Annotated in this window: 18 protein-coding genes and 1 pseudogene; 6 read left to right on the top strand and 13 right to left on the bottom strand. The window is 73.3% G+C overall.

Annotated features, from left to right (window positions below):
• Positions 1–70: 70 nt before the first annotated feature.
• Positions 71–535, bottom strand: a complete 465-nt coding sequence (locus KRR39_RS24330; RefSeq protein WP_254185510.1) for a hypothetical protein — start codon at positions 533–535, stop codon at positions 71–73.
• Here KRR39_RS24330 and KRR39_RS25895 point away from each other — a divergent pair.
• Positions 428–733 (top strand): annotated as a pseudogene (locus KRR39_RS25895) (PAS domain-containing protein); the annotation flags it as partial. The gene KRR39_RS24330 and the pseudogene KRR39_RS25895 sit on opposite strands and share 108 nt — an antisense overlap.
• A 1-nt stretch (position 734) precedes the next feature.
• Positions 735–2,249 carry a putative bifunctional diguanylate cyclase/phosphodiesterase gene (locus KRR39_RS04565; RefSeq protein WP_216940941.1) on the top strand — a complete coding sequence of 505 codons (1,515 nt, stop codon included), beginning with the start codon at positions 735–737 and terminating at the stop codon, positions 2,247–2,249.
• Positions 2,250–2,262: 13 nt separating this feature from the next.
• On the opposite strand, the gene KRR39_RS04560 is transcribed toward KRR39_RS04565, so the two are convergent.
• Both KRR39_RS04560 and KRR39_RS04555 read right to left on the bottom strand, forming a co-directional pair.
• Positions 2,263–4,158 carry a propionyl-CoA synthetase gene (locus KRR39_RS04560; protein ID WP_216940940.1) on the bottom strand — a complete coding sequence of 632 codons (1,896 nt, stop codon included), beginning with the start codon at positions 4,156–4,158 and terminating at the stop codon, positions 2,263–2,265.
• 43 nt (positions 4,159–4,201) lie between these two features.
• Positions 4,202–5,233 carry a M1 family metallopeptidase gene (locus KRR39_RS04555; RefSeq protein ID WP_216940939.1) on the bottom strand — a complete coding sequence of 344 codons (1,032 nt, stop codon included), beginning with the start codon at positions 5,231–5,233 and terminating at the stop codon, positions 4,202–4,204.
• 625 nt (positions 5,234–5,858) lie between these two features.
• Between KRR39_RS04555 and KRR39_RS04550 the strand changes: the two genes are divergently transcribed.
• The 3 genes from KRR39_RS04550 to KRR39_RS04540 are packed head-to-tail and all read left to right on the top strand — an operon-like array spanning position 5,859 to position 8,367.
• On the top strand, positions 5,859–6,719 hold the full coding sequence (locus KRR39_RS04550) for a serine protein kinase RIO (RefSeq protein ID WP_216940938.1): 861 nt from the start codon (positions 5,859–5,861) through the stop codon (positions 6,717–6,719).
• A gap of 42 nt (positions 6,720–6,761) precedes the next feature.
• Positions 6,762–7,859: an LOG family protein gene (locus tag KRR39_RS04545; protein ID WP_216940937.1), complete on the top strand. Its 1,098-nt coding sequence runs from the start codon at positions 6,762–6,764 to the stop codon at positions 7,857–7,859.
• Between the two features lie 31 nt (positions 7,860–7,890).
• Positions 7,891–8,367, top strand: a complete 477-nt coding sequence (locus KRR39_RS04540) for an SRPBCC family protein (RefSeq protein WP_216940936.1) — start codon at positions 7,891–7,893, stop codon at positions 8,365–8,367.
• A gap of 13 nt (positions 8,368–8,380) precedes the next feature.
• Here the strand turns inward: KRR39_RS04540 and rlmN are convergent, their stop codons facing one another.
• The 6 genes from rlmN to rpsB form a co-directional block, all read right to left on the bottom strand.
• A complete protein-coding gene (gene rlmN, locus KRR39_RS04535; RefSeq protein ID WP_216940935.1) occupies positions 8,381–9,508 on the bottom strand; it encodes a dual-specificity RNA methyltransferase RlmN in 1,128 nt (375 codons plus the stop codon).
• A gap of 79 nt (positions 9,509–9,587) precedes the next feature.
• Positions 9,588–10,442: a phosphatidate cytidylyltransferase gene (locus KRR39_RS04530; RefSeq protein WP_254185509.1), complete on the bottom strand. Its 855-nt coding sequence runs from the start codon at positions 10,440–10,442 to the stop codon at positions 9,588–9,590.
• A 55-nt stretch (positions 10,443–10,497) separates the two neighbouring features.
• Positions 10,498–11,052 carry a ribosome recycling factor gene (frr, locus tag KRR39_RS04525; protein ID WP_254185685.1) on the bottom strand — a complete coding sequence of 185 codons (555 nt, stop codon included), beginning with the start codon at positions 11,050–11,052 and terminating at the stop codon, positions 10,498–10,500.
• Between the two features lie 70 nt (positions 11,053–11,122).
• Entirely contained in the window at positions 11,123–11,839 is a 717-nt protein-coding gene (gene pyrH / locus KRR39_RS04520; protein ID WP_216940932.1) for a UMP kinase, read from the bottom strand.
• Between the two features lie 145 nt (positions 11,840–11,984).
• Complete coding sequence (tsf, locus tag KRR39_RS04515) at positions 11,985–12,800, bottom strand: translation elongation factor Ts (protein ID WP_216940931.1); 816 nt, start codon at positions 12,798–12,800, stop codon at positions 11,985–11,987.
• Positions 12,801–12,909: 109 nt separating this feature from the next.
• Entirely contained in the window at positions 12,910–13,965 is a 1,056-nt protein-coding gene (rpsB, locus tag KRR39_RS04510) for a 30S ribosomal protein S2 (RefSeq protein ID WP_216940930.1), read from the bottom strand.
• 414 nt (positions 13,966–14,379) lie between these two features.
• Here rpsB and KRR39_RS04505 point away from each other — a divergent pair, with 414 nt between their 5' ends.
• Positions 14,380–15,009 carry a M23 family metallopeptidase gene (locus KRR39_RS04505; protein WP_216940929.1) on the top strand — a complete coding sequence of 210 codons (630 nt, stop codon included), beginning with the start codon at positions 14,380–14,382 and terminating at the stop codon, positions 15,007–15,009.
• Positions 15,010–15,029: 20 nt separating this feature from the next.
• Here the strand turns inward: KRR39_RS04505 and KRR39_RS04500 are convergent, their stop codons facing one another.
• From KRR39_RS04500 to KRR39_RS04485, 4 genes are all read right to left on the bottom strand, one after another.
• Positions 15,030–15,929, bottom strand: a complete 900-nt coding sequence (locus KRR39_RS04500; protein WP_216942377.1) for a tyrosine recombinase XerC — start codon at positions 15,927–15,929, stop codon at positions 15,030–15,032.
• A 187-nt stretch (positions 15,930–16,116) separates the two neighbouring features.
• A complete protein-coding gene (dprA, locus tag KRR39_RS04495; RefSeq protein ID WP_216940928.1) occupies positions 16,117–17,265 on the bottom strand; it encodes a DNA-processing protein DprA in 1,149 nt (382 codons plus the stop codon).
• Positions 17,262–18,857 carry a YifB family Mg chelatase-like AAA ATPase gene (locus KRR39_RS04490; RefSeq protein WP_216940927.1) on the bottom strand — a complete coding sequence of 532 codons (1,596 nt, stop codon included), beginning with the start codon at positions 18,855–18,857 and terminating at the stop codon, positions 17,262–17,264. Before KRR39_RS04490 ends, dprA begins: the two co-directional genes overlap by 4 nt.
• Positions 18,857–19,246 carry a YraN family protein gene (locus KRR39_RS04485; protein ID WP_216940926.1) on the bottom strand — a complete coding sequence of 130 codons (390 nt, stop codon included), beginning with the start codon at positions 19,244–19,246 and terminating at the stop codon, positions 18,857–18,859. Before KRR39_RS04485 ends, KRR39_RS04490 begins: the two co-directional genes overlap by 1 nt.
• Positions 19,247–19,319: the final 73 nt, after the last annotated feature.

The following is a 19,319-nucleotide window of genomic DNA, read 5'->3' as shown; positions in this document are numbered from 1 at the left end:
TACCGTCTGTTCCGGGGGAAAGTGTGTTTCTACGGTTTCAGGGAGGAAGCCAATGAGGCCAGGCACGTCGTCACGTGCCCGGGTGCCGTTCACGATCTTGTTCACGCTCTTGATCGTGCTGGGGGAGTTCGGGTTCCTGCAGGCCGTCTACCACATGGACGACCACGTCGACGTGCAGGCGTCGGCCCAGGCGCGGTTGACCGGCGCCCTCTCCACCTGGCAGCCCGGTGCCGACACCTCGCCCGTCGAGGAGGCCGTCCGCTCCCTCGCGACCACCGACGTGCCCGGTGCCGCCCGGCTCCAGTCCCTCACCCGGACCTGGGCCGAGAGCCTCGCGTCGGACGACCTCGAGGACCTCCGCGCGGACGACGCCGCGATCGGCCGGGCCATCGACGTGCAGCACGGCGTCGTCGACCGGCGCGCCGGGATGATCCTCGGCAGCCTGCTCGTGCTGGTCTCCCTCGGCTGGGCGGTCTGGTTCCGCAAGCTGGTCCGCCGGCACCGCGAGGTGCAGCGGGCGCTCACCGAGAAGCACGTCCTCGACGCCGGCGAGCGGCGGCTCCTCGCCCTCGTCCAGAACAGCACCGACCTGGTCGCGGTGCTCGAGGCGGACTCCACCACCTCCTTCGTCAGCCCCGCGTCCGCGGCCGTGCTCGGGCTCGCCCCCGAGCAGCTCATCGGCTCGCGCTTCGTCGACCAGCTGCTCCCCCCGCGACGTACCCATGTTCGTGCGGATGCTCGCCGCGTCCCGCGAGGGCGACCAGCCGGTGATGCTGCGCACCCGGCACGCCGACGGCCGCGACCTGGCCCTCGAGGGCACGCTCACCAACCTGATGACCGACCCGGCCGTGCAGGGCTGGGTGCTCACGGTCCGCGACGTCACCGACCGCCAGGCGCTCCAGCAGGAGCTGAGCTACCAGGCGTTCCACGACGCGCTCACCGGGCTCGCGAACCGGCAGCTCTTCGGCGACCGGCTCACCCACGCACTGCGCAGCCGCGACCGCGCCACCGAGCCGCTCAGCGTGCTGTTCCTCGACCTCGACGACTTCAAGCACGTCAACGACAGCCTCGGCCACGGCATCGGCGACCGGCTCCTGGTCACCGTCGCCGAGCGGATCAGCGCCGCGATCCGCCAGGGCGACACGGCCGCACGGCTCGGCGGCGACGAGTTCGCCGTCCTGATGGAGAACGCCGACGCAGAGGCCGCCCGCGAGGTCGCCGAGCGCCTGCTCCAGGCCCTCGCCGTCCCAGTCCAGGTCGACGACCACCAGCACTCGGTGCGGGCCAGCATCGGTCTCGCGCAGGCGATGCCAGGCGAGGCCACCGGCGACGACACGCTCCGCAACGCCGACGTCGCGATGTACTGGGCCAAGGACCGCGGCAAGGGCACCATCGCGGTCTACGAGGCCGGGCTGCACGCCGAGGCCCTCGGCAAGCTGGCGCTGCGCTCCGAGCTCCAGCGGGCGATCCGCGAGAACGAGCTGGTGCTGCACTACCAGCCCACCGTCGACCTGACCACGCAGCGGATCACCGGCTTCGAGGCGCTGGTCCGGTGGAACCACCCCACCCGCGGCCTGCTCCCCCCGCTCGAGTTCATCCCGGTCGCCGAGCAGAGCGGCCTCATCGTGCCGCTCGGCAGCTGGGTGCTCCTCGAGGCGTGCCGGGCCGGCGCCGGCATGCAGAGCGAGCGGCACCAGCCGTCGATGGCGGTCAACATCTCCGCCCAGCAGCTCGCCAAGACCGACTTCGTCGACGAGGTCGTGGAGGCCCTGCGCTGCGCCGGCATGCCGGCCGAGCGGCTGGTCCTGGAGATCACCGAGAGCGTGCTGCTCGACGACATGACCAACACGATCACCACGCTGGCGCGGCTCCGGGACCGGGGCGTCCGGGTGGCGATCGACGACTTCGGCACCGGCTACAGCTCGCTGTCCTACCTCGCGCAGCTGCCCGTCGACGTGCTCAAGATCGACAAGTCCTTCGTGGACAAGGTGGGCGACGGGTACGCCGACGCGTCGCTCGTCGAGGCGATCATCGCGATGAGCCACAGCATGCGGCTCACCACCGTCGCCGAGGGCGTCGAGCACTCCGAGCAGGCCGCCTGGCTGCAGGACGCCCGCTGCTCGCTGGGCCAGGGCTACCTCTGGTCCCGGCCGGTCGACCTGCCCTCCGCCCGCGCGCTGCTCGTCCGGGGCACGCACCGGCCCGCAGCCGTCGTCGGTGAGGGCGACGGCCTGCTCGTCACCCCCTGACGACGCCCGCCGCTCAGTCGCGGCGCAGGGACGGGCGCAGGGTGTCCAGGACGCCGGCGTCCTCGATGGTGGAGGGCACGACCGCGTCCTTGCCGTCGGCGATCTCGCGCATCGTCTTGCGCAGGATCTTGCCGCTGCGGGTCTTCGGCAGCCCGGGGACGACCGCGACGTCCTTGAACGCGGCGACGGCGCCGATCTCCGAGCGGACCAGGGCGACGAGCTCGCGGGCCACGCGGTCGAGGTCGTCGGGCTCGCTGGCCACGCCGGCCTTGAGCACCACGAAGCCGCGCGGGACCTGGCCCTTCAACGGGTCGGCCACGCCGATCACGGCGCACTCCGCGACCGCCTCGTGCGAGGCCAGGACCGCCTCCATCGACCCGGTGGAGAGCCGGTGCCCGGCCACGTTGATGACGTCGTCGGTGCGGCCCATCACGAACAGGTAGCCGTCCTCGTCGACGTACCCGCCGTCGCCGGAGAGGTAGTAGCCCTCGAAGGCGGAGAGGTAAGACGACACGAACCGCTCGTCGTCGCGCCACAGCGTCGTCAGGGTGCCCGGGGGCAGCGGCAGCTTGAGGCAGATCGCCCCCTCGGACCCGGGCGGCACCGCGACGCCCAGCTCGGCGAGGACCTCGACCTGGAAGCCCGGCACCGGCACCGAGGGCGAGCCGGCCTTGATCGGCATCGGGGCGAGCCCGCGCAGGTTCGCCGCGATCGGCCAGCCGGTCTCGGTCTGCCACCAGTGGTCGACGACCGGGACGCCGAGGCGCTCGGTGGCCCAGTGGTAGGTCTCCGGGTCGAGCCGCTCCCCCGCCAGGAACAGCGTGCGGAACCGGCTCAGGTCGCGGCCGGCCAGCAGCCTGCCGTCGGGGTCCTCCTTCTTGATCGCGCGGATCGCGGTGGGGGCGGTGAACAGCGCCTCGACCCCGTGCTCCTCGATCACCCGCCAGAACGCGCCGGCGTCCGGGGTGCCGACCGGCTTGCCCTCGTAGAGCACCGTCGTCGCGCCGTTGATCAGCGGCGCGTAGACGATGTAGGAGTGGCCCACCACCCAGCCGACGTCCGAGGCGGTCCACCAGACCTGGCCGGCGTGCACGTCGTAGATGTTCGGCAGGGACCACGCCATCGCCACGGCGTGCCCGCCGTTGTCGCGGACGATGCCCTTCGGCTTGCCCGTCGTGCCGGAGGTGTAGAGCACGTAGAGCGGGTCGGTGGCAGCGACCTCGACGCACTCGGCGGGGTCGGTGCGGCCCGCCTTCAGGGCCATGTCCCAGTCGACGTCCAGCGGCTCGCGCAGCACCGCCTCGGCCTGCGGGCGCTGCTTGACCACCACGGCGTCGGGCTGGTGCTCGGCGAGCTCGAGGGCGCGGTCGATGATCGGCTTGTACTCCACGACCCGGCTCGGCTCGATGCCGCAGGACGCCGCCAGGATCACCTTGGGCTGCGCGTCGTCGATGCGCACCGCCAGCTCGCGTGGCGCGAAGCCGCCGAAGACCACCGAGTGCACGGCGCCGAGCCGCGCGCAGGCGAGCATCGCGACGACCGCCTCCGGGATCATCGGCATGTAGATCACCACCCGGTCGCCGGCGACCACGCCGAACCCGCGCAGCGCGCCCGCGAAGGCGGCGACCTGCTCCAGCAGCTGCGCGTAGCTGTAGCTCTTCTTCGTGCCCGTCACCGCGCTGTCGTAGATCAGCGCCGTGCGGTCCCCGTGGCCGTGCACGACGTGCCGGTCCAGCGCGTTGTAGCAGGTGTTCAGGGTCGCGTCGGGGAACCACCGGTAGAACGGCGGGTGCTCGTCGTCGAGGACCTTCTGCGGCTTCTTGATCCAGTCGACGAGCCGGGCCTGCTCGGCCCAGTACCCCTCCGGGTCCTCGATGCTCCTGGCGTGCTCGGTGCGGTAGTCGGCCATGGCCCCATCTTGCAGACCGGGGCGGCTCCAGGCCAGGACCTGGTCAGGCCAGCCCGTTGGCGGCGGTCGGCGCGGGACGCCGGCCGGTGCGCACCCACGCGTCGAAGAACCCGTCCAGGTCCTGCCCGCTGACCCGGGCGGCGAGCGCCTCGAACTCCTCGACGGTGCCCGTGGAGTAGGAGTGCTGGGCGGCCCAGGCGCGCAGCACGCGCAGCAGGTCCGTCGTACCGATGCGGTTGCGGAGCGCCTGCAGGGTCATCGCGCCGCGGTCGTAGACCGGCACGTCGAAGAGCCGCTTGTGTCCCGGCTCCGCGATCCGCAGCCGCCAGAAGGGGTCGGAGGCCGGGTGCGAGGAGTACTGCTGCCGGAGCCGGGCGGCCGCGCCGGTGCGGCCGTGGGTCTCGTCGTAGCGCCACTCGGCCCAGGTCGCGAAGCCCTCGTTGAGCCAGATGTCGCTCCACCGCCGGACGGACACGTCGTCGCCGAACCACTGGTGCGCGAGCTCGTGCACGACGGTGGTGTGCGCCTCGTGGCCGTTGCCGAGGAACGGGTACGTCGGGCGGCTCTGGTTCTCCAGCGCGAAGCCGGTGTCCAGCGACGTGACGACACCGCCGGTGGAGTCGAACGGGTAGCGGCCGAACTGGGTCGAGAGCCAGCGCACGATGCCCGGCGAGGCCTTCATCAGCCTGAGCTGCTGGGCCTGCGCCGTGGGGCCGAACCACTTGGAGACCGCGACGGTCCACGGCAGCCCGTGGCTGACCCCCGACTCGACGCGGTAGCGCCCCGCGGCGAAGAACGCGAGGTAGCTGGACATCGGCTGCCTCATCCGCCAGTGGTACGACGTCCGGGCGCCCGTCGTACGGCGGGAGACCAGCGTGCCGTTGCCGATCACCTGGTTGCCGCGGGGGACGGCCACGGTCACGTCGTAGGTCGCCTTGTCGCGCGGGTGGTCGTTGACCGGGAACCACCACGGCGCGATGTGCGGCTGGTTGACCGCCAGCGCCTCGTCCTTCTCCGCGAAGAACGGCTTCTCGCCGCCGTAGGACAGCCGCTTCGGGACCCCGTGGTAGCTCACCTCGGTCACGAACCGCCGGCCGGAGGGGATCGCCGAGGCGGGGGGTCACGACCAGCTCGTGCGGGCCGGACTTCGCGAACCTCGCCCGCTTGCCGTCGACGGTCACGCTGTCCGGCGTGAGCATCAGGTCGAGGTCGAAGGACCTCAGGTGCTCGGTCGCGACGGCCGAGACCGCCGTGTGCCCGCGCAGCGCGCCGCTCCTCAGCACGTAGGAGTCGTGGATGTCGTAGTGCGCGACGTCGTAGCCGCCGTTGCCGTCCCGCGGGAAGTAGGGGTCGCCGATGCCGGCGGACCCGACGGCCGCGGGAGCCTCCCTGGCACCCGCGGGAGGCACGGCGACCAGGCCGGTGACGAGGACGGCGGACACGGCCGCGGCGGCACGACGGACGAGGGACTTCACGGGAAGGGGGTCTCCAGACAACGGGTGCACGGACGTCGAGCGTAGACGGCGAGGCACCCCCGGACGCAAATAACCGGTTGCGGCGCGGGGCCGGACCCGCCACCCTCGTCCGCAGACGACTGCGGTCCGCGCGGTCGGTGTCAGAGAGGAGACGTGAGATGTCCGTCACGGTCCCCGGCACGTCCCGTGCCAGCACGTCCCCTCACCTCTGGAGCACCGACACCGATGTCATCCGACACCCGCCCCACCGGGCCGACCTCAGCTGAGCTCGACCCCCGTTTCGTCTTCGATTTCCGTCCCGCCGACGACCCCGGCGACGGACAGCGCTTCTCCACCTGGCTCGACGTCGAGCCCTTGTCCCGCGGCCCGGAGCCGCGCCCGGACTGGGTGGTCACCAGCCAGGCCGCCGTGGACACCGACCTCGGCGTGCTGAAGACCGGCAAGGAGGCCGACGTCTTCCTCGTCGAGCGGGCGGTCCCCGGCGACCCCGCCCAGCGGGTCGTGATGGCCGCCAAGCGCTACCGCGGCGAGGAGCACCGCTCCTTCCACCGCAGCACCGCCTACACCGAGGGCCGCCGCACCCGGAACACCCGCGACGCCCGGGCGCTGGCCAAGAAGTCCGCGCACGGCCGCGCGGTCGCCGCCGGCCAGTGGGCGGGGGCGGAGTGGGAGGCCCTCAAGCGCTTCTGGCTGGCCGGCGTCCCGGTCCCGTACCCGGTGCAGATCGACGGCACCGAGATCCTCATGGAGTTCGTCACCCACGACGGCGAGGCGGCTCCCCGGCTGGCGCAGACCCGTCCGCGGGGCGACCTGCTGGCGTCGTACTTCGAGCAGCTCCGCGAGGCGATGGCGGCGCTGGCCCGGCACGGCGTCGCGCACGGCGACCTCTCGCCGTACAACGTGCTGGCCGCGGGCGACCGGCTGGTGGTCATCGACCTGCCGCAGGCGGTGGACCTCGTGGCCAACCCGACGGGCATGGACTTCTTGATGCGGGACTGCCACAACGTCTGCCGGTGGTTCGTCGCCCGCGGCCTCGAGGTCGACGAGCACGACCTGTTCGCGGAGCTGCTGGCCTGCGCGCTCTGAGTCCGGCGGCACGGCAGGATGTCCTCCCATGAGGTCCTCCGCATGAGCCCGCGACACCGCCGCACGGTCGAGGTGGAGACGCTCGCCCAGCTCGACGCGCTGGTCGCCGCCGGCGCCACGTCGATGGCCGGCTGGCAGCTGCAGGACCTCGACCTGCGGGGGCACGCGGACGTGCTGCGCGGGCTGGACCCGCGGGGCGCGCTGCTGCTCGGCTGCACGCTGGACCCGGGACTCGAGGAGCAGCTGCGCGCCGGCGGGGCGGTGGTGTTCCCCGAGGTGCCGGGCGTGCCGCTGGACCCCTACCGGGCGCACCTCTACTCCCCCGACGAGCTGTACGACGGGCTCGCGAGCGGGGACTACGCCGACACCCTCGACGCCCGGGTCTACGCCTGGACCCGGCGGACCGGTCACGACCTGCACGCGATGCTCGCCCAGGCGCTGCACGACCTCGCGATCGACGACGCGCTCGCCGAGTGGGTCTCCGGCCGGCGCCTGGTCGGCGTGATGGGCGGGCACGCGCTGGCCCGCGGCACCGACGGCTACGCCGACGCGGCCCGGCTCGGCCGCGCGCTGGCCCGGGCCGGGCTGACCGTCGCGACCGGCGGCGGCCCCGGCGCGATGGAGGCCGCGAACCTCGGCGCCTACCTGTCGGGGCACGACGACGCCGCGCTGCCCGACGCGCTCGAGCTGCTCGCCGCGGTGCCGGGCTTCGAGCCGTCGGTGGGCGACTGGGCGCGGTCGGCGATCGACGTACGGTCGCGGTTCCCGGACGGCACCGCGTCGCTGGGGGTGCCGACCTGGTTCTACGGGCACGAGCCGCCCAACGCGTTCGCCGACGGGGTCGCGAAGTACGTCAAGAACGCGGTCCGGGAGGACGTCCTGCTGCACCTCTGCACGGCCGGGATCGTGTTCCTGCCGGGACGCGGCGGCACCGTGCAGGAGGTCTTCCAGGACGCCTGCGAGAACTACTACGCCCTCCCCGGCGAGGTGGCGCCGATGGTGCTGGTCGGACGCGCCTACTGGACCGAGGAGCTCCCGGTCTGGCCGCTGCTGGAGCGCCTCGCCGCCGGCCGGGAGATGGCCGGCGCGCTGCACCTCGTCGACGACCTCGAGGAGGTCGCCGGCCTGCTGGCGGGCTGAGGCCTTGCCCCGGGCTGCAAGACTGCGAGTCATGTCCACCTTCTCGGCGACCACCGACTCGGAGGCCGTCGTCCCGGCGGACCGCGAGGCGATCTGGGCCGCGCTCACCGACCCCGTCCTGCTGCCGAAGCTGACCCCGCTGCTCCGCAGCATCGAGGCGGACGGCGACCGGTGGCGCTGGGAGATGTCCCGGGTCTCGGTCCTCGGCGTGACGCTGAGCCCCTGCTTCACCGAGCAGATGACCTTCGACGCCCCGCACCGCATCGAGTACACCCACGCCCCGCCCGCGGGGCGCACCGAGCGCACCGGCGCCGACGGGTGGTACGAGCTCACCGAGGTCACCGGGGGCACCCGGCTGCGGATCAGCCTGACCCTGCACGTCGACCTGCCGCTGGCCCGGGCAGCCCGGCCCGCGGTCACCCGGGTGATGAAGGCCGTGATGATGCGCACCGGGGAGCGGTTCGCGACGAACCTGCTCGCGCACCTCCAGGTGCCGGCGACCCGCTGAGGTCGGCCGGGACCTAGACGTCGACGGCGGCGAGCTGGCCGCAGGCGCCGTCGATCTCGCTGCCGCGGGTGTCGCGGACGGTCGTGGGCACGCCCTTGGCCTCGAGCCGGCGGACGAACTCACGCTCGTCCTCGGGACGCGAGGCGGTCCACTTGGAGCCCGGCGTCGGGTTGAGCGGGATCAGGTTCACGTGCACCCAGCCCCAGTCGCCGTACGACGTGAGCACGTCGCCGAGCAGGTCGGCGCGCCAGCCCTGGTCGTTGATGTCGCACATCATGGCGTACTCGATGGACACCCGGCGCTTGGTGCGGCTCGCGTAGTTCCAGGCCGCCTCGACGGCCTCGTGCACCGACCAGCGGGTGTTGATCGGGACCAGCTCGTTGCGCAGCTCGTCGTCCGGCGCGTGCAGGGACAGCGCCAGCGTCACCGGGATGCCCTCGTCGGCGAGCTGGTACATCCGCGGCACCAGGCCGACGGTCGACAGCGTGACGCCGCGGGCGGACAGCCCGAGCCCGTCGGGCGTCTTGTCGGTGAGCCGCCGGATCGCACCGATCACCGCCTTGTAGTTCGCCATCGGCTCGCCCATGCCCATGAACACCACGTTGGAGACCCGGCCGGGGCCGCCCGGCACCTCGCCGCGGGCCATCGACCGCGCGCCGGCGACGACCTGCTCGACGATCTCGGCGGCGGACATGTTGCGCTGCAGGCCGCCCTGGCCGGTGGCGCAGAACGGGCAGGCCATCCCGCAGCCGGCCTGCGAGGAGACGCACATCGTGGCGCGGTCGGGGTAGCGCATCAGCACCGACTCGACGAGCGCGCCGTCGAACAGCTTCCACAGCGTCTTGCGGGTGGTGCCCTTGTCGGCCTCGAGCGTGCGCAGCGGCGTCATCAGCTCGGGCAGCAGCGCGGCGACGACCTGCTCGCGGTCGGCGGCCGGCAGGTCGGTCATCTCGGCGGGGTCGTCGACCAGCCGGGAGAAGTAGTGCGTGGAGAGCTGCTTGGCCCGGAAGCCGGGCAGCCCGAGCCCGGTGACGAGCGCCTTGCGCTCGTCGGCGGACAGGTCGGCGAGGTGGCGCGGCGGCTTCTTGCGGCCACGCGGCTCGTCGAACACGAGCGGCAGGTTCTTCGGCTGGTCGGGCATGATCGTCCCAGTCTCCCACCCCGCCCCGCCCGGGCCGAATCCTCGGCGGGCGAGACGGGTCACACGCAGGTGGGGCCCGCTAGGAGAAGACGAGGTAGTGCAGCAGCAGCCAGGTCGGCGCGGCCGTGGCGAGCAGCGAGTCGAGCCGGTCCATCAGGCCGCCGTGGCCCGGGATGATCTGGGACATGTCCTTGATGCCGAGGTCCCGCTTCATCACCGACTCGCACAGGTCGCCCAGCGTCGCCATCACCACGGCGGTCAGGCCGAGCAGGACCCCGACCCACCAGTCGCCGTCGAGCAGGTAGTCGACGGTCAGCCAGCCCACGACCACGCAGGAGAACGCCGACCCGGCGAACCCCTCCCACGACTTCTTCGGGGAGATGACCGGTGCCATCGGGTGCTTGCCGATCATCACCCCGACGACGTACCCCCCGATGTCGGAGGCGATGGTGACCAGGATGAACGTGACGATCGCGAGCTGGCCGCGGTCCTCGGCCAGCAGCAGCGCGACGAACCCGCCGAGGAACGGCACGTAGACCAGCGTGAACACCGAGGCGGTGGCGTCCATGACGTAGCCGGCCACGCCGCCGCGCAGCCGCCACAGCATGCTGACCAGTGCGGTGACCGCGGTGGCCGTGACCAGCGCCGGTGCGCCGAAGAAGTACGCCGCCAGCACCATCACCACGCCGCCGGCCATCACCGGCTCCCGGGTGATCCGGATGTCGCCGGTGGCGAAGGCGTGCCCGAGCTCCCACACGGCGATGATCACCGCGGCCACGACGATCAGCATGAACGCCGGCTTCCAGAGCACCAGCGAGCCGACGATCGCGACCCCGAGCACGACGCCGGAGCCGATCGCGGCCGGCAGGTTGCGACCCGCCCGGCTGACCTTCACCGGGGGGGCCGCGGTGGCCGGCGTGGCCAGCGGGGGCACGACCGGGCGGTGGGGGCGTTCAGGAGAGGACATCTCGGAACCGGCTGGGAGGTCCTCAGACCTCGAGCAGCTCGGCTTCCTTGTGCTTGAGCATCTCGTCGATCTCGTCGGTGTGCTTCTTGGTGATCGAGTCGAGCCGCTTCTCCGCACCGGTGACGTCGTCCTTGCCGACCTCGCCGTCCTTCTCGAGCTTCTCCAGCGACTGCTTGGCGTTGCGGCGGATGTTGCGGACCGAGACCCGGCCGTCCTCCGCCTTGCCCTTGGCCATCTTGATGTAGTCCTTGCGGCGCTCCTCGGTCAGCTCGGGCAGCGTCACCCGGATCGTCTTGCCGTCGTCGGTCGGGTTCACGCCGAGGTCGGAGTCGCGGATCGACTTCTCGATGGCCGACATCGCGCTCTGGTCGAACGGGCTGATGATGATGACCCGCGGCTCGGGCGCCGAGAACGACGCGAGCTGCTGCAGCGGGGTGGGCGAGCCGTAGTAGTCCGCGGTCAGCTTGTGGAACATCGAGGGGTTCGCCCGGCCGGTCCGGATCGCCGCGAAGTCCTCCCGCGTCACCTCGACGGCCTTGCTCATCTTGCTGTCGGCCTCGTTGAGGGTCTGGTTGATCACGGTTGCTCCTGGTTCTCGTGTGCCCGGGGCGTCCCGGGGCGGCGTACGGCGGACGGGTGGGCCTCGCTCAGGCGTCGCGGCTGACCGTCGTACCGATCTTCTCACCCGCGATCACGCGGGCGATGTTCCCCTCCTCGGAGAGGTTGAAGACGATCATGTTCATGTTGTTGTCGCGCGAGAGGCTGACCGAGGTGGCGTCGGCGACCTGCAGGCCGCGCTGCAGGAACTCGTCGTAGGTCAGGTGGTCGAACTTCACGGCGTTCGGGTTGCGGTGCGGGTCGGAGTCGTAGACCCCGTCGACGCCCTGCTTGCCCATCAGGATGACCTGGGCGCCGATCTCCAGCGCGCGCTGCGCGGCGACCGTGTCGGTGGAGAAGTACGGCATGCCGGCGCCGGCCCCGAAGATCACCACGCGGCCCTTGGCGAGGTGCCGCATCGCCCGGCGCGGGATGTACGGCTCGGCGACCTGGCCCATCGCGATCGCGGTCTGCACCCGCGTCTCCACGCCCTGCTTCTCCAGGAAGTCCTGGAGCGCGAGGCAGTTCATCACCGTGCCCAGCATGCCCATGTAGTCGGCGCGGGCCCGGTCCATGCCGCTCTTCTGCAGCTCCGCGCCGCGGAAGAAGTTGCCGCCGCCGACCACGACCGCGACCTCGACGCCGCTGCGCACCACGTCGGCGATCTCCCGGGCGATGCCCTCCACCACGACCGGGTCGACCCCGACCCGACCGCCTCCGAAGACCTCACCGGAGAGCTTGAGCAGGACACGCTTGTACGCCGTCACGGGCGATCCTTTCGACGGGCGGTCGGGGTGGTCCGGACGTGCGAGGAGGCCGGTCCATCGCTGTGGTTCGTGCCCACGGGACCGGCCTCCTCTCAGGTTCTGCGCCAGGTTGGTGAAACCCTAGTTGATGCTCAGGCGTCGAGCCTCACTGACCGATCTCGAAGCGGGCGAAGCGCGTGACGCTCACACCGGCCTCGTCGAGAACCGCCTTGACCGACTTCTTGGAGTCGGTCACCGACGGCTGGTCGAGCAGGACGACGTCCTTGAAGAAGCCGTTGAGCCGGCCCTCGGTGATCTTGGCGATCGCCTGCTCGGGCTTGCCCTCCTCGCGCGAGGTGGCCTCGGCGATCTCGCGCTCCTTGGCGACGACGTCGGCCGGCACGTCCTCACGGGTGAGGTACTGCGGCTTCATCGCGGCGATCTGCATCGCGGCGCCACGGGCGGCCTCGTCCGACGTACCGTCGTAGGCCACCAGGACCCCGACGGCCGGCGGCAGGTCCGAGGCGCGGCGGTGCATGTAGGTGACGACCGGGCCGTCGAAGTACGCGACGCGGCCGAGCTCGATCTTCTCGCCGATCGTGATCGCGAGCTGCTCGACGACCTCGCCGACGGTCTTGTCGCCGAGCTGGACGGCCTTCAGGGACTCGGTGTCAGCGGCCTTCGCGGCGTTCGCGGCGTCCGCGATCTGCTGCGCCGTGGCGATGAAGTCCTCGTTCTTCGCGACGAAGTCGGTCTCGGAGTTGATCTCGACCAGGGCGCCGCCGGAGGTGGCGACGAGCCCGGCGGTGGCCTCGCGCTCGGCACCACGCTTGGCGGCCTTGGCCGCACCCTTGGTGCGCAGGATGTCGACGGCGGCGTCGAACGCGCCGTCTGCCTCGTCGAGGGCCTTCTTGCAGTCCATCATGCCCGCGCCCGTGAGGTCGCGGAGCTTCTTGACGTCAGCGGCGGAGAAGTTCGCCATGTCAGTTGCACTCCCTCGTGCTGGTGGTGGAGTCGTTCGGGGGGACGGTGGTGCGACCGGTGGTGCGGACGGCCCGGAGAACCGGACCGTCCGCACCCACGTCGGTCGGTCAGGCCGGGGTCTCGCCCTCGGCCGGCGCAGCCTCGGCCGGCGCAGCCTCGGCCGCGGGGGCCTCGGTCGCCTCGGCCGCGGGGGTCTCCTCGGCGGCAGCGGCCTCAGCCGGCGCCTCTGCCTCGGCGGGGGCAGCCTCGGCCGCGGGGGTCTCCTCGGCCTTGGCCTCGGCCGGAGCCTCGGTCGCCTCGGAGGACGCGCCGGTGGCCTCGGCGGCCGGGGTCTCGGTCGCGGCCGCACCCTCGGTCTCGCCACCGGTCGCCTTGACGGCGGCCTTGTCGGCGTCGCCCTGCAGGAGCTCGCGCTCCCAGTCGGCCAGCGGCTCGCCGCCACCGATCTCGGCGGCGTCACCGGTCTTGGCGCCGGAGCGCGAGATGAGACCGTCGGCGACGGCGTCGGCGACCACGCGGGTCAGCAGGCCGACCGCGCGGATCGCGTCGTCGTTGCCCGGGATCGGGAAGTCGACGAGGTCCGGGTCGCAGTTGGAGTCCAGGATGCCGATGATCGGGATCCGCAGCTTGCGGGCCTCCTCGACGGCGAGGTGCTCCTTGTTCGTGTCGACGATCCACACGGCCGAAGGCGTGCGGGTCATGTCACGGATGCCGCCCAGCGTGCGGTCGAGCTTGATCTGCTCGCGCTTCATGTGCAGCAGCTCCTTCTTCGTGCGGCCGCTGCCGGCCACGTCGTCGAAGTCCACCTCGTCGAGCTCCTTGAGGCGGTTGATCCGCTGGTGCACGGTCTGGAAGTTGGTGAGCATGCCGCCCAGCCAGCGCTGGTTGACGTAGGGCATCCCGACGCGGGTCGCCTGCTCGGCGATCGCTTCCTGGGCCTGCTTCTTGGTGCCCACGAACATCACGGTGCCGCCCTTGGCGACGGTGTCCTTGACGAACGCGTAGGCGCGGTCGATGTAGGCCAGCGACTGCTGCAGGTCGATGATGTAGATGCCGTTGCGCTCGGTCATGATGAAGCGCTTCATCTTGGGGTTCCAGCGACGGGTCTGGTGCCCGAAGTGGACGCCGCTCTCGAGGAGCTGGCGCATGGTGACGACGGCCATGGCGGTCGTTCCTTGTCTCTCGTGACCCGGTCCCACGCGGGCGCGCGGTGCGCGCGCCACTCGTGCGAACGAGTCGCCTCAGTTGTCGCAGGGAGACGGGTGTCCCCTGCCCTGACGCCCGGCGCGTCCGGACCCCACCGACTCGGTGGGGACTGGAGGACGTCGCCCGCGGTGGCCTGCCGCCCTCGTCGGTGCTGAGGTCGTGCGGGCCGGTGCGGTATCGAGCGTGCGAAGTACAACCCGCATGCACGGGTTGCCACCGGCGATCTTAGACGAGATCGGCGGGCATCCCCTAATCGTGACGACCGCCTCAGACGGAGCCCGGGAACGTCCCCAGGGCCCGTCGTACGCCGGTCGTCCACAGGTCGTGCCGAGGGCCACGCCGGGGCGGCTCGCCCACCCCAGACTCGGGCCATGCGCACCGCCCCCTGCCGACCGGTCCTCCGCCCCCTCCTGCTGACGCTGCTGCTCGCCACGGCCGTGCTCCTGGCCGCGCCCGGCCCCGCGCGCGCCGACCCCGCCCCCGGCGTGTGGCCGCTCGAGCCGCGCCCGGAGGTGGTGTCCGGGTTCGACCCGCCCGGGACCCGGTGGGGCTCCGGCCACCGCGGCGTGGACCTCGCCGGCCGGGTGGGCCAGCCGGTGCGCGCCGCGCTCGCCGGCCGGGTCACCTTCGCCGGCGCCCTCGCGGGGCGCGGCGTCGTCGTGGTCGACCACGGTGCCACCCGGACCACCTACGAGCCCGTCGCGGCGTCGGCCTCCGTCGGCGACGACGTCGGAGCCGGGACGGTCCTCGGGCGGCTGGAGCTGTTCGGGTCCCACTGCTTCCCCCGCAGCTGCCTGCACTGGGGACTGATCGAGGGCCGGGAGCACTACCTCGACCCGCTCACGCTGGTCGGAGCCGGACCCGTCCGGCTGCTCCCGCTCGACGCGGTGCTGCCGGCGTTCGCCGGGCCGGTCGCCCGGTCCTTCCCGGTCCCCGGCCCTGCCGCCGTGCCGGGTCCCCGCGGGGCGGCGCCTCTCGTCCGCGGGCCGCGGCTGCTCTGAGGGAGCCGCCCGGCCGGGGCTCAGGCGCGCGGGTGCGCCTGGCGGTACGCCTGCCGCAACCGGTCGGTGGTCACGTGCGTGTAGATCTGCGTGGTCGCCAGCGAGGCGTGCCCGAGCAGCTCCTGGACGGTGCGGAGGTCGGCGCCGCCCTCGAGCAGGTGGGTGGCTGCGGTGTGCCGGAGACCGTGCGGACCGAGGTCCGGGGCCCCGGGCACCTCGGCGAGCCGGGCGTGCACGAGCGTGCGCACCGCCCGCTGGTCGATCCGCCGGCCCCGGGCGCCGAGGAACAGCGCCGCACCCGCGCCGGGCACGGCCAGCGCCGCCCGTCCGGACGCGAGCCAGGTCGCCAGGGCCCGCTCGGCGGGCACCCCGAAGGGCACCGTGCGCTCCTTGCGTCCCTTGCCGAACACCCGGACCACCCGGCGCTCGTGGTCCACGTCGTCCACGTCGAGGCCGCACAGCTCCCCCACCCGGATCCCGGTGGCGTACAGCAGCTCCAGGATCGCCACGTCCCGGGCGCCCATCGGGCTCCCGTCGTCGGCGTGCACCGCCGCCGCCTCGAGCAGCCCGCGGGCCTCGTCGACGCGCAGCGCCGGCGGCAGCGTCCGGTGTGCCTTGGGGGAACCCAGCAGCGCGCCGGGGTCCGTCGTGATCCGTCCGGTGCGCTGGGCCCAGGCGGTGAACACCCGCACGGCGGTCGCCCGTCGCGACATCGTGGTGCGGGCCCGCCCCAGGGTCTGCTGGGTGGCCAGCCAGCTGCGCAGCGTGCGCACGTCGAGGGTGTCGATGCCGGTGTGCCCGAGCAGCGCGGCCTGGGCCAGCAGGCTGCGGAGGTCGCCGAGGTAGGCCCGCACCGTGTGCGGGGTCAGGTCCCGCTCGGAGACCAGGTGCCGCTCGTACGCCGCGAGCACCCGGCACATCTCCTCCGGCAGGTCACCGGCCGGGTCGGCGGGGTCGATTGCGGGGTCGACAGCGGCGTCGTCGTCGGAGGGTTGCGCGGGGTCGGGGGCCACCGTCCGAATCTACGGCGGCCGAGCCCCGCAGCACCGCAACCCGCAGGCGGGGCACCGGTGTCGTGGCGCCGTCCTCCTCCCGGTCGGCACCGGGCTACCCGGCCTCGGTCCCGGACCGCGCAGCGGGCCCGAGCCGCCAGCCACGGTCCCCGCCCTCGACGAAGCCGCCGGCCCGCAGCCGCGCGAGCGACTCGGTCACCGTGCGCTCGGCCAGCCCGGCGGTCCGGGCCACCGACCCGGTGGACGCCGCCTGGGTGACCGGCACGGCGTCGAGCACCTGCCGGTCGGTCTCGCCCAGCCGGTCGGCGGGTCTCTCCGGGGCCCGGGCCCAGGACTGCGTGAAGGTGCCGCTCGGGGAGACCAGCTCGAGCACCTGGCTCCCCCGGGTCACCAGGACCGCGTCGCGGTTGCGCAGCAGCTCGTGCACGCCCTCGCTGGGAGCGCTGGTCACCGGACCGGGCACCCCCATCACCGGGCGGTGCAGCAGCGAGGCCCAGCTGGCGGTGTTCAGCGCCCCGCTGCGCACCGCCGCCTCGACCACCACCGTGCCGAGGGACAGGGCGGCGATGATCCGGTTGCGGGACAGGAACCGGATCTTCGTGGGGGCACAGCCCGGCGGGAGCTCCGAGACGACCAGACCGGTGTCGGCGACGTAGCCGATCAGCTCCCGGTGCGCGGCCGGGTAGGCGCGGTCCGCCCCGCACGCCAGCACGGCCAGGGTGGGCCCGCGGACCGCGAGCGCACCCCGGTGGGCGGCCTGGTCGATGCCGAAGGCGGCTCCGGAGACCACGGCGACGCCTTCGCCGGCCACCTGAGCGGCGATCTCGGCGGCCACCCCGGCGCCGTAGGTGGTGGCGGACCGGGAGCCCACGACCGCCACCGACCGCTCCACCAGCTCGTCGAGCCGGCCGGCGCCGCGCAGCCACAGGCCCAGCGGTGCGCCGCCGCGACCGTTGAGCTGGCCGCACCGGTCCAGGTCACCCAGCCGCTCGGGCCACTCCGGGTCCCCGGGACAGACGAAGCGGATGCCGAGCCCGGCCGCCCGGGCCAGGTCCGCCTCCGGGTCGAGGTCGCGCAGCCGGGCGGCGACGTCGGTGGCGACGCCGGTGGGGTCCCGCTCGGCGCGGAGGTACTCGTAGACCTCGCCGGCGCCGAGCTCGGCCACCAGGGAGGTCACACGCGGGTCGCCCGGCTCGCCGAGCCGGCTCAGGGCGACCCGGGCGACCCGGTCGGCGGCGCTCACCGCGCACCGGCCGGCCGCAGCGCGGACACCATCAGCGGGTCGCCGTCCCGCAGCCGAAGCGCGACGTCGAGCTCGTCGACGTCGGGCCGGTCGACCCCGCGCAGGTCCGCGACCGTCCAGGCCAGCCGGTGCACCCGGGTGCCCCCACGTCCGGTGAGTGCGCCGGCGGCGAGCCGCCGCTCGAGCACCCGCGTCGCCCCGGGCGCGAGCGGCCACCGGTCGAGCAGCCGGGGGCCGGAGACGTCCGCGTTCAGCCGCCACTGGGTGCCGGCGTACCGCTCGGCCTGCCGCGCCCGCGCGGCGGTCACCCGGGCCCGGACGGCCGCGGTGGACTCCGGGTGGGCCAGCGGGTCGTGCAGCTCGTGCGGCGCGACCGGCTCGACGTGCCGGACGATGTCGATCCGGTCGGTCACCGGCCCGCTGAGCTTCTTGCGGTACTCCCGGCGGCGGACCTCGGTGCAGGTGCAGCGGTTGTCCCGGTTGGTGGGGTGGAAGTCGCCGCACGGGCAGGGGTTGCAGGCGATCACCACCATGGTGCGGGCCGGGAAGGTCGCGGTGTCGTCGCCGCGGGCGATGGTCACCTCGGCGTTCTCCAGGGGTTGCCGGAGTGCCTCGATGATGTCGGCGCTGAACAGCGGGAACTCGTCGAGGAACAGCGTCCCGGTGTGCGCCCGGCTCAGCTCGCCTGGCCGGATCCGGCCGTGGCTGCCGCCACCGACCAGGCTCGTCCGGGAGGCGGAGTGGTGCGGCGCCCGGAACGGCGGCCGGGTCAGCATCGTCTGGCCCGGCGGCAGACCGCCGGACAGCGAGTAGATCGCGGTCAGCTCGAGGGACTCCTCCAGGCTGAGGTCGGGCAGCAGACCGGGGAGCCGCTCGGCCAGGGTGGTCTTGCCGGCGCCCTTGGGGCCGCTGAGCATCAGGTGGTGACCGCCGGCGGCGGCCACCTCCAGCGCGTAGCGGGCGTCCGCCATCCCGGTCACGTCGGCGAGGTCGAGGTCCTCGATCCGCTGGTCCCCGCGCCAGCTCAGCAGGGCCGCGCTGGCCAGCGGCTCGACGGGCGCGGCCTGGGGGATCTCGTCGCCCCGCAGGTGCGCGACCACCTGGCGCAGCGAGCGTGCGCCGATCACCGCCATCTCCGGGATCAGCGCGGCCTCCTCGGCCTGCGGCTCCGGGACGACCATGCAGGTCATCCCGCGGGCCCGGGCGGCCATCGTCATCGGCAGCACCCCGGGGACTGCGCGCAGCCGGCCGTCCAGGGTGAGCTCACCGGCGAACACCACCTTCTCCAGGGCGGCCGCCGGGATCTCGCCGGCCGCGGCCAGCACCGCGACGGCGATGCCCAGGTCGAAGTGCGGACCGCTCTTGGGCAGGTCCGCGGGCGAGAGCAGGATCGTCACCCGCCGGGTCGCCGGCCAGTCGTAGCCGCTGTTGGTCACCGCCGCCCGGCAGCGGTCCCGGGCCTCCTGGATCGAGGCGTCCGGCCGGCCCACGAGCGCGGTGGCGACCACGCCGAGCGCCAGGTCCACCTGTACGTCGATCAGGTGCCCGGTCGCGCCCGACAGGGAGATCGTCCGCGCCGTCGCGAACCCCATCAGCCGACCCCGGGCACGTGCTCGAGGGTGGGGCCGCCGGAGCACGGGACGAGCACCCCGACCAGGTCGATGCGCACCTCGTCGGGGTGCACCCGGTGCTCGGCCAGCCACCGGGCCGCGAGGCGACGCAGCCGGGCGGCCTTGCGCTCGGTGACCCCCTCCAGCGGGGACCCGAACGCCGTGGAGGACCGGGTCTTCACCTCGCAGACGACCAGCACGCGGCCGTCGCGCAGCACCAGGTCGATCTCACCGGCCTCGCAGCGCCAGTTGCGGTCCAGCAGCACCATGCCGCGCTCGACGAGGTGGCGCGCGGCGTACGCCTCGCCGAAGGCTCCGAGCTCGCGGCGCCGGGCCGCCTGGGCACTCCCGGTCAGGGATGGGGTCGTCATGGGGGAAGGCTCCCCCGCGGGACCGACCCCCGTCCCGGTCGAACTCCCGTCCTGGGGACGACCCGCGGGGTCG

Source organism: Nocardioides panacis (assembly GCF_019039255.1).
GTDB lineage: Bacteria > Actinomycetota > Actinomycetes > Propionibacteriales > Nocardioidaceae > Nocardioides_B > Nocardioides_B panacis.
The sequence above is the reverse complement of the archived record's forward strand: the minus strand, read 5'-3'. Positions and strand labels throughout refer to the sequence as shown.

Coding starts and splice junctions, on each gene's coding strand:
- KRR39_RS04565 (WP_216940941.1), top strand. CDS start 735: ATGCTCGCCGCGTCCCGCGAGGGCGACCAGCCGGTGATGCTGCGCACC.
- KRR39_RS04560 (WP_216940940.1), bottom strand. CDS start 4,158: ATGGCCGACTACCGCACCGAGCACGCCAGGAGCATCGAGGACCCGGAG.
- KRR39_RS04550 (WP_216940938.1), top strand. CDS start 5,859: ATGTCATCCGACACCCGCCCCACCGGGCCGACCTCAGCTGAGCTCGAC.
- KRR39_RS04545 (WP_216940937.1), top strand. CDS start 6,762: ATGAGCCCGCGACACCGCCGCACGGTCGAGGTGGAGACGCTCGCCCAG.
- KRR39_RS04540 (WP_216940936.1), top strand. CDS start 7,891: ATGTCCACCTTCTCGGCGACCACCGACTCGGAGGCCGTCGTCCCGGCG.
- rlmN (WP_216940935.1), bottom strand. CDS start 9,508: ATGCCCGACCAGCCGAAGAACCTGCCGCTCGTGTTCGACGAGCCGCGT.
- tsf (WP_216940931.1), bottom strand. CDS start 12,800: ATGGCGAACTTCTCCGCCGCTGACGTCAAGAAGCTCCGCGACCTCACG.
- rpsB (WP_216940930.1), bottom strand. CDS start 13,965: ATGGCCGTCGTCACCATGCGCCAGCTCCTCGAGAGCGGCGTCCACTTC.
- KRR39_RS04505 (WP_216940929.1), top strand. CDS start 14,380: ATGCGCACCGCCCCCTGCCGACCGGTCCTCCGCCCCCTCCTGCTGACG.
- KRR39_RS04500 (WP_216942377.1), bottom strand. CDS start 15,929: ATGTGCCGGGTGCTCGCGGCGTACGAGCGGCACCTGGTCTCCGAGCGG.
- KRR39_RS04490 (WP_216940927.1), bottom strand. CDS start 18,857: ATGGGGTTCGCGACGGCGCGGACGATCTCCCTGTCGGGCGCGACCGGG.
- KRR39_RS04485 (WP_216940926.1), bottom strand. CDS start 19,246: ATGACGACCCCATCCCTGACCGGGAGTGCCCAGGCGGCCCGGCGCCGC.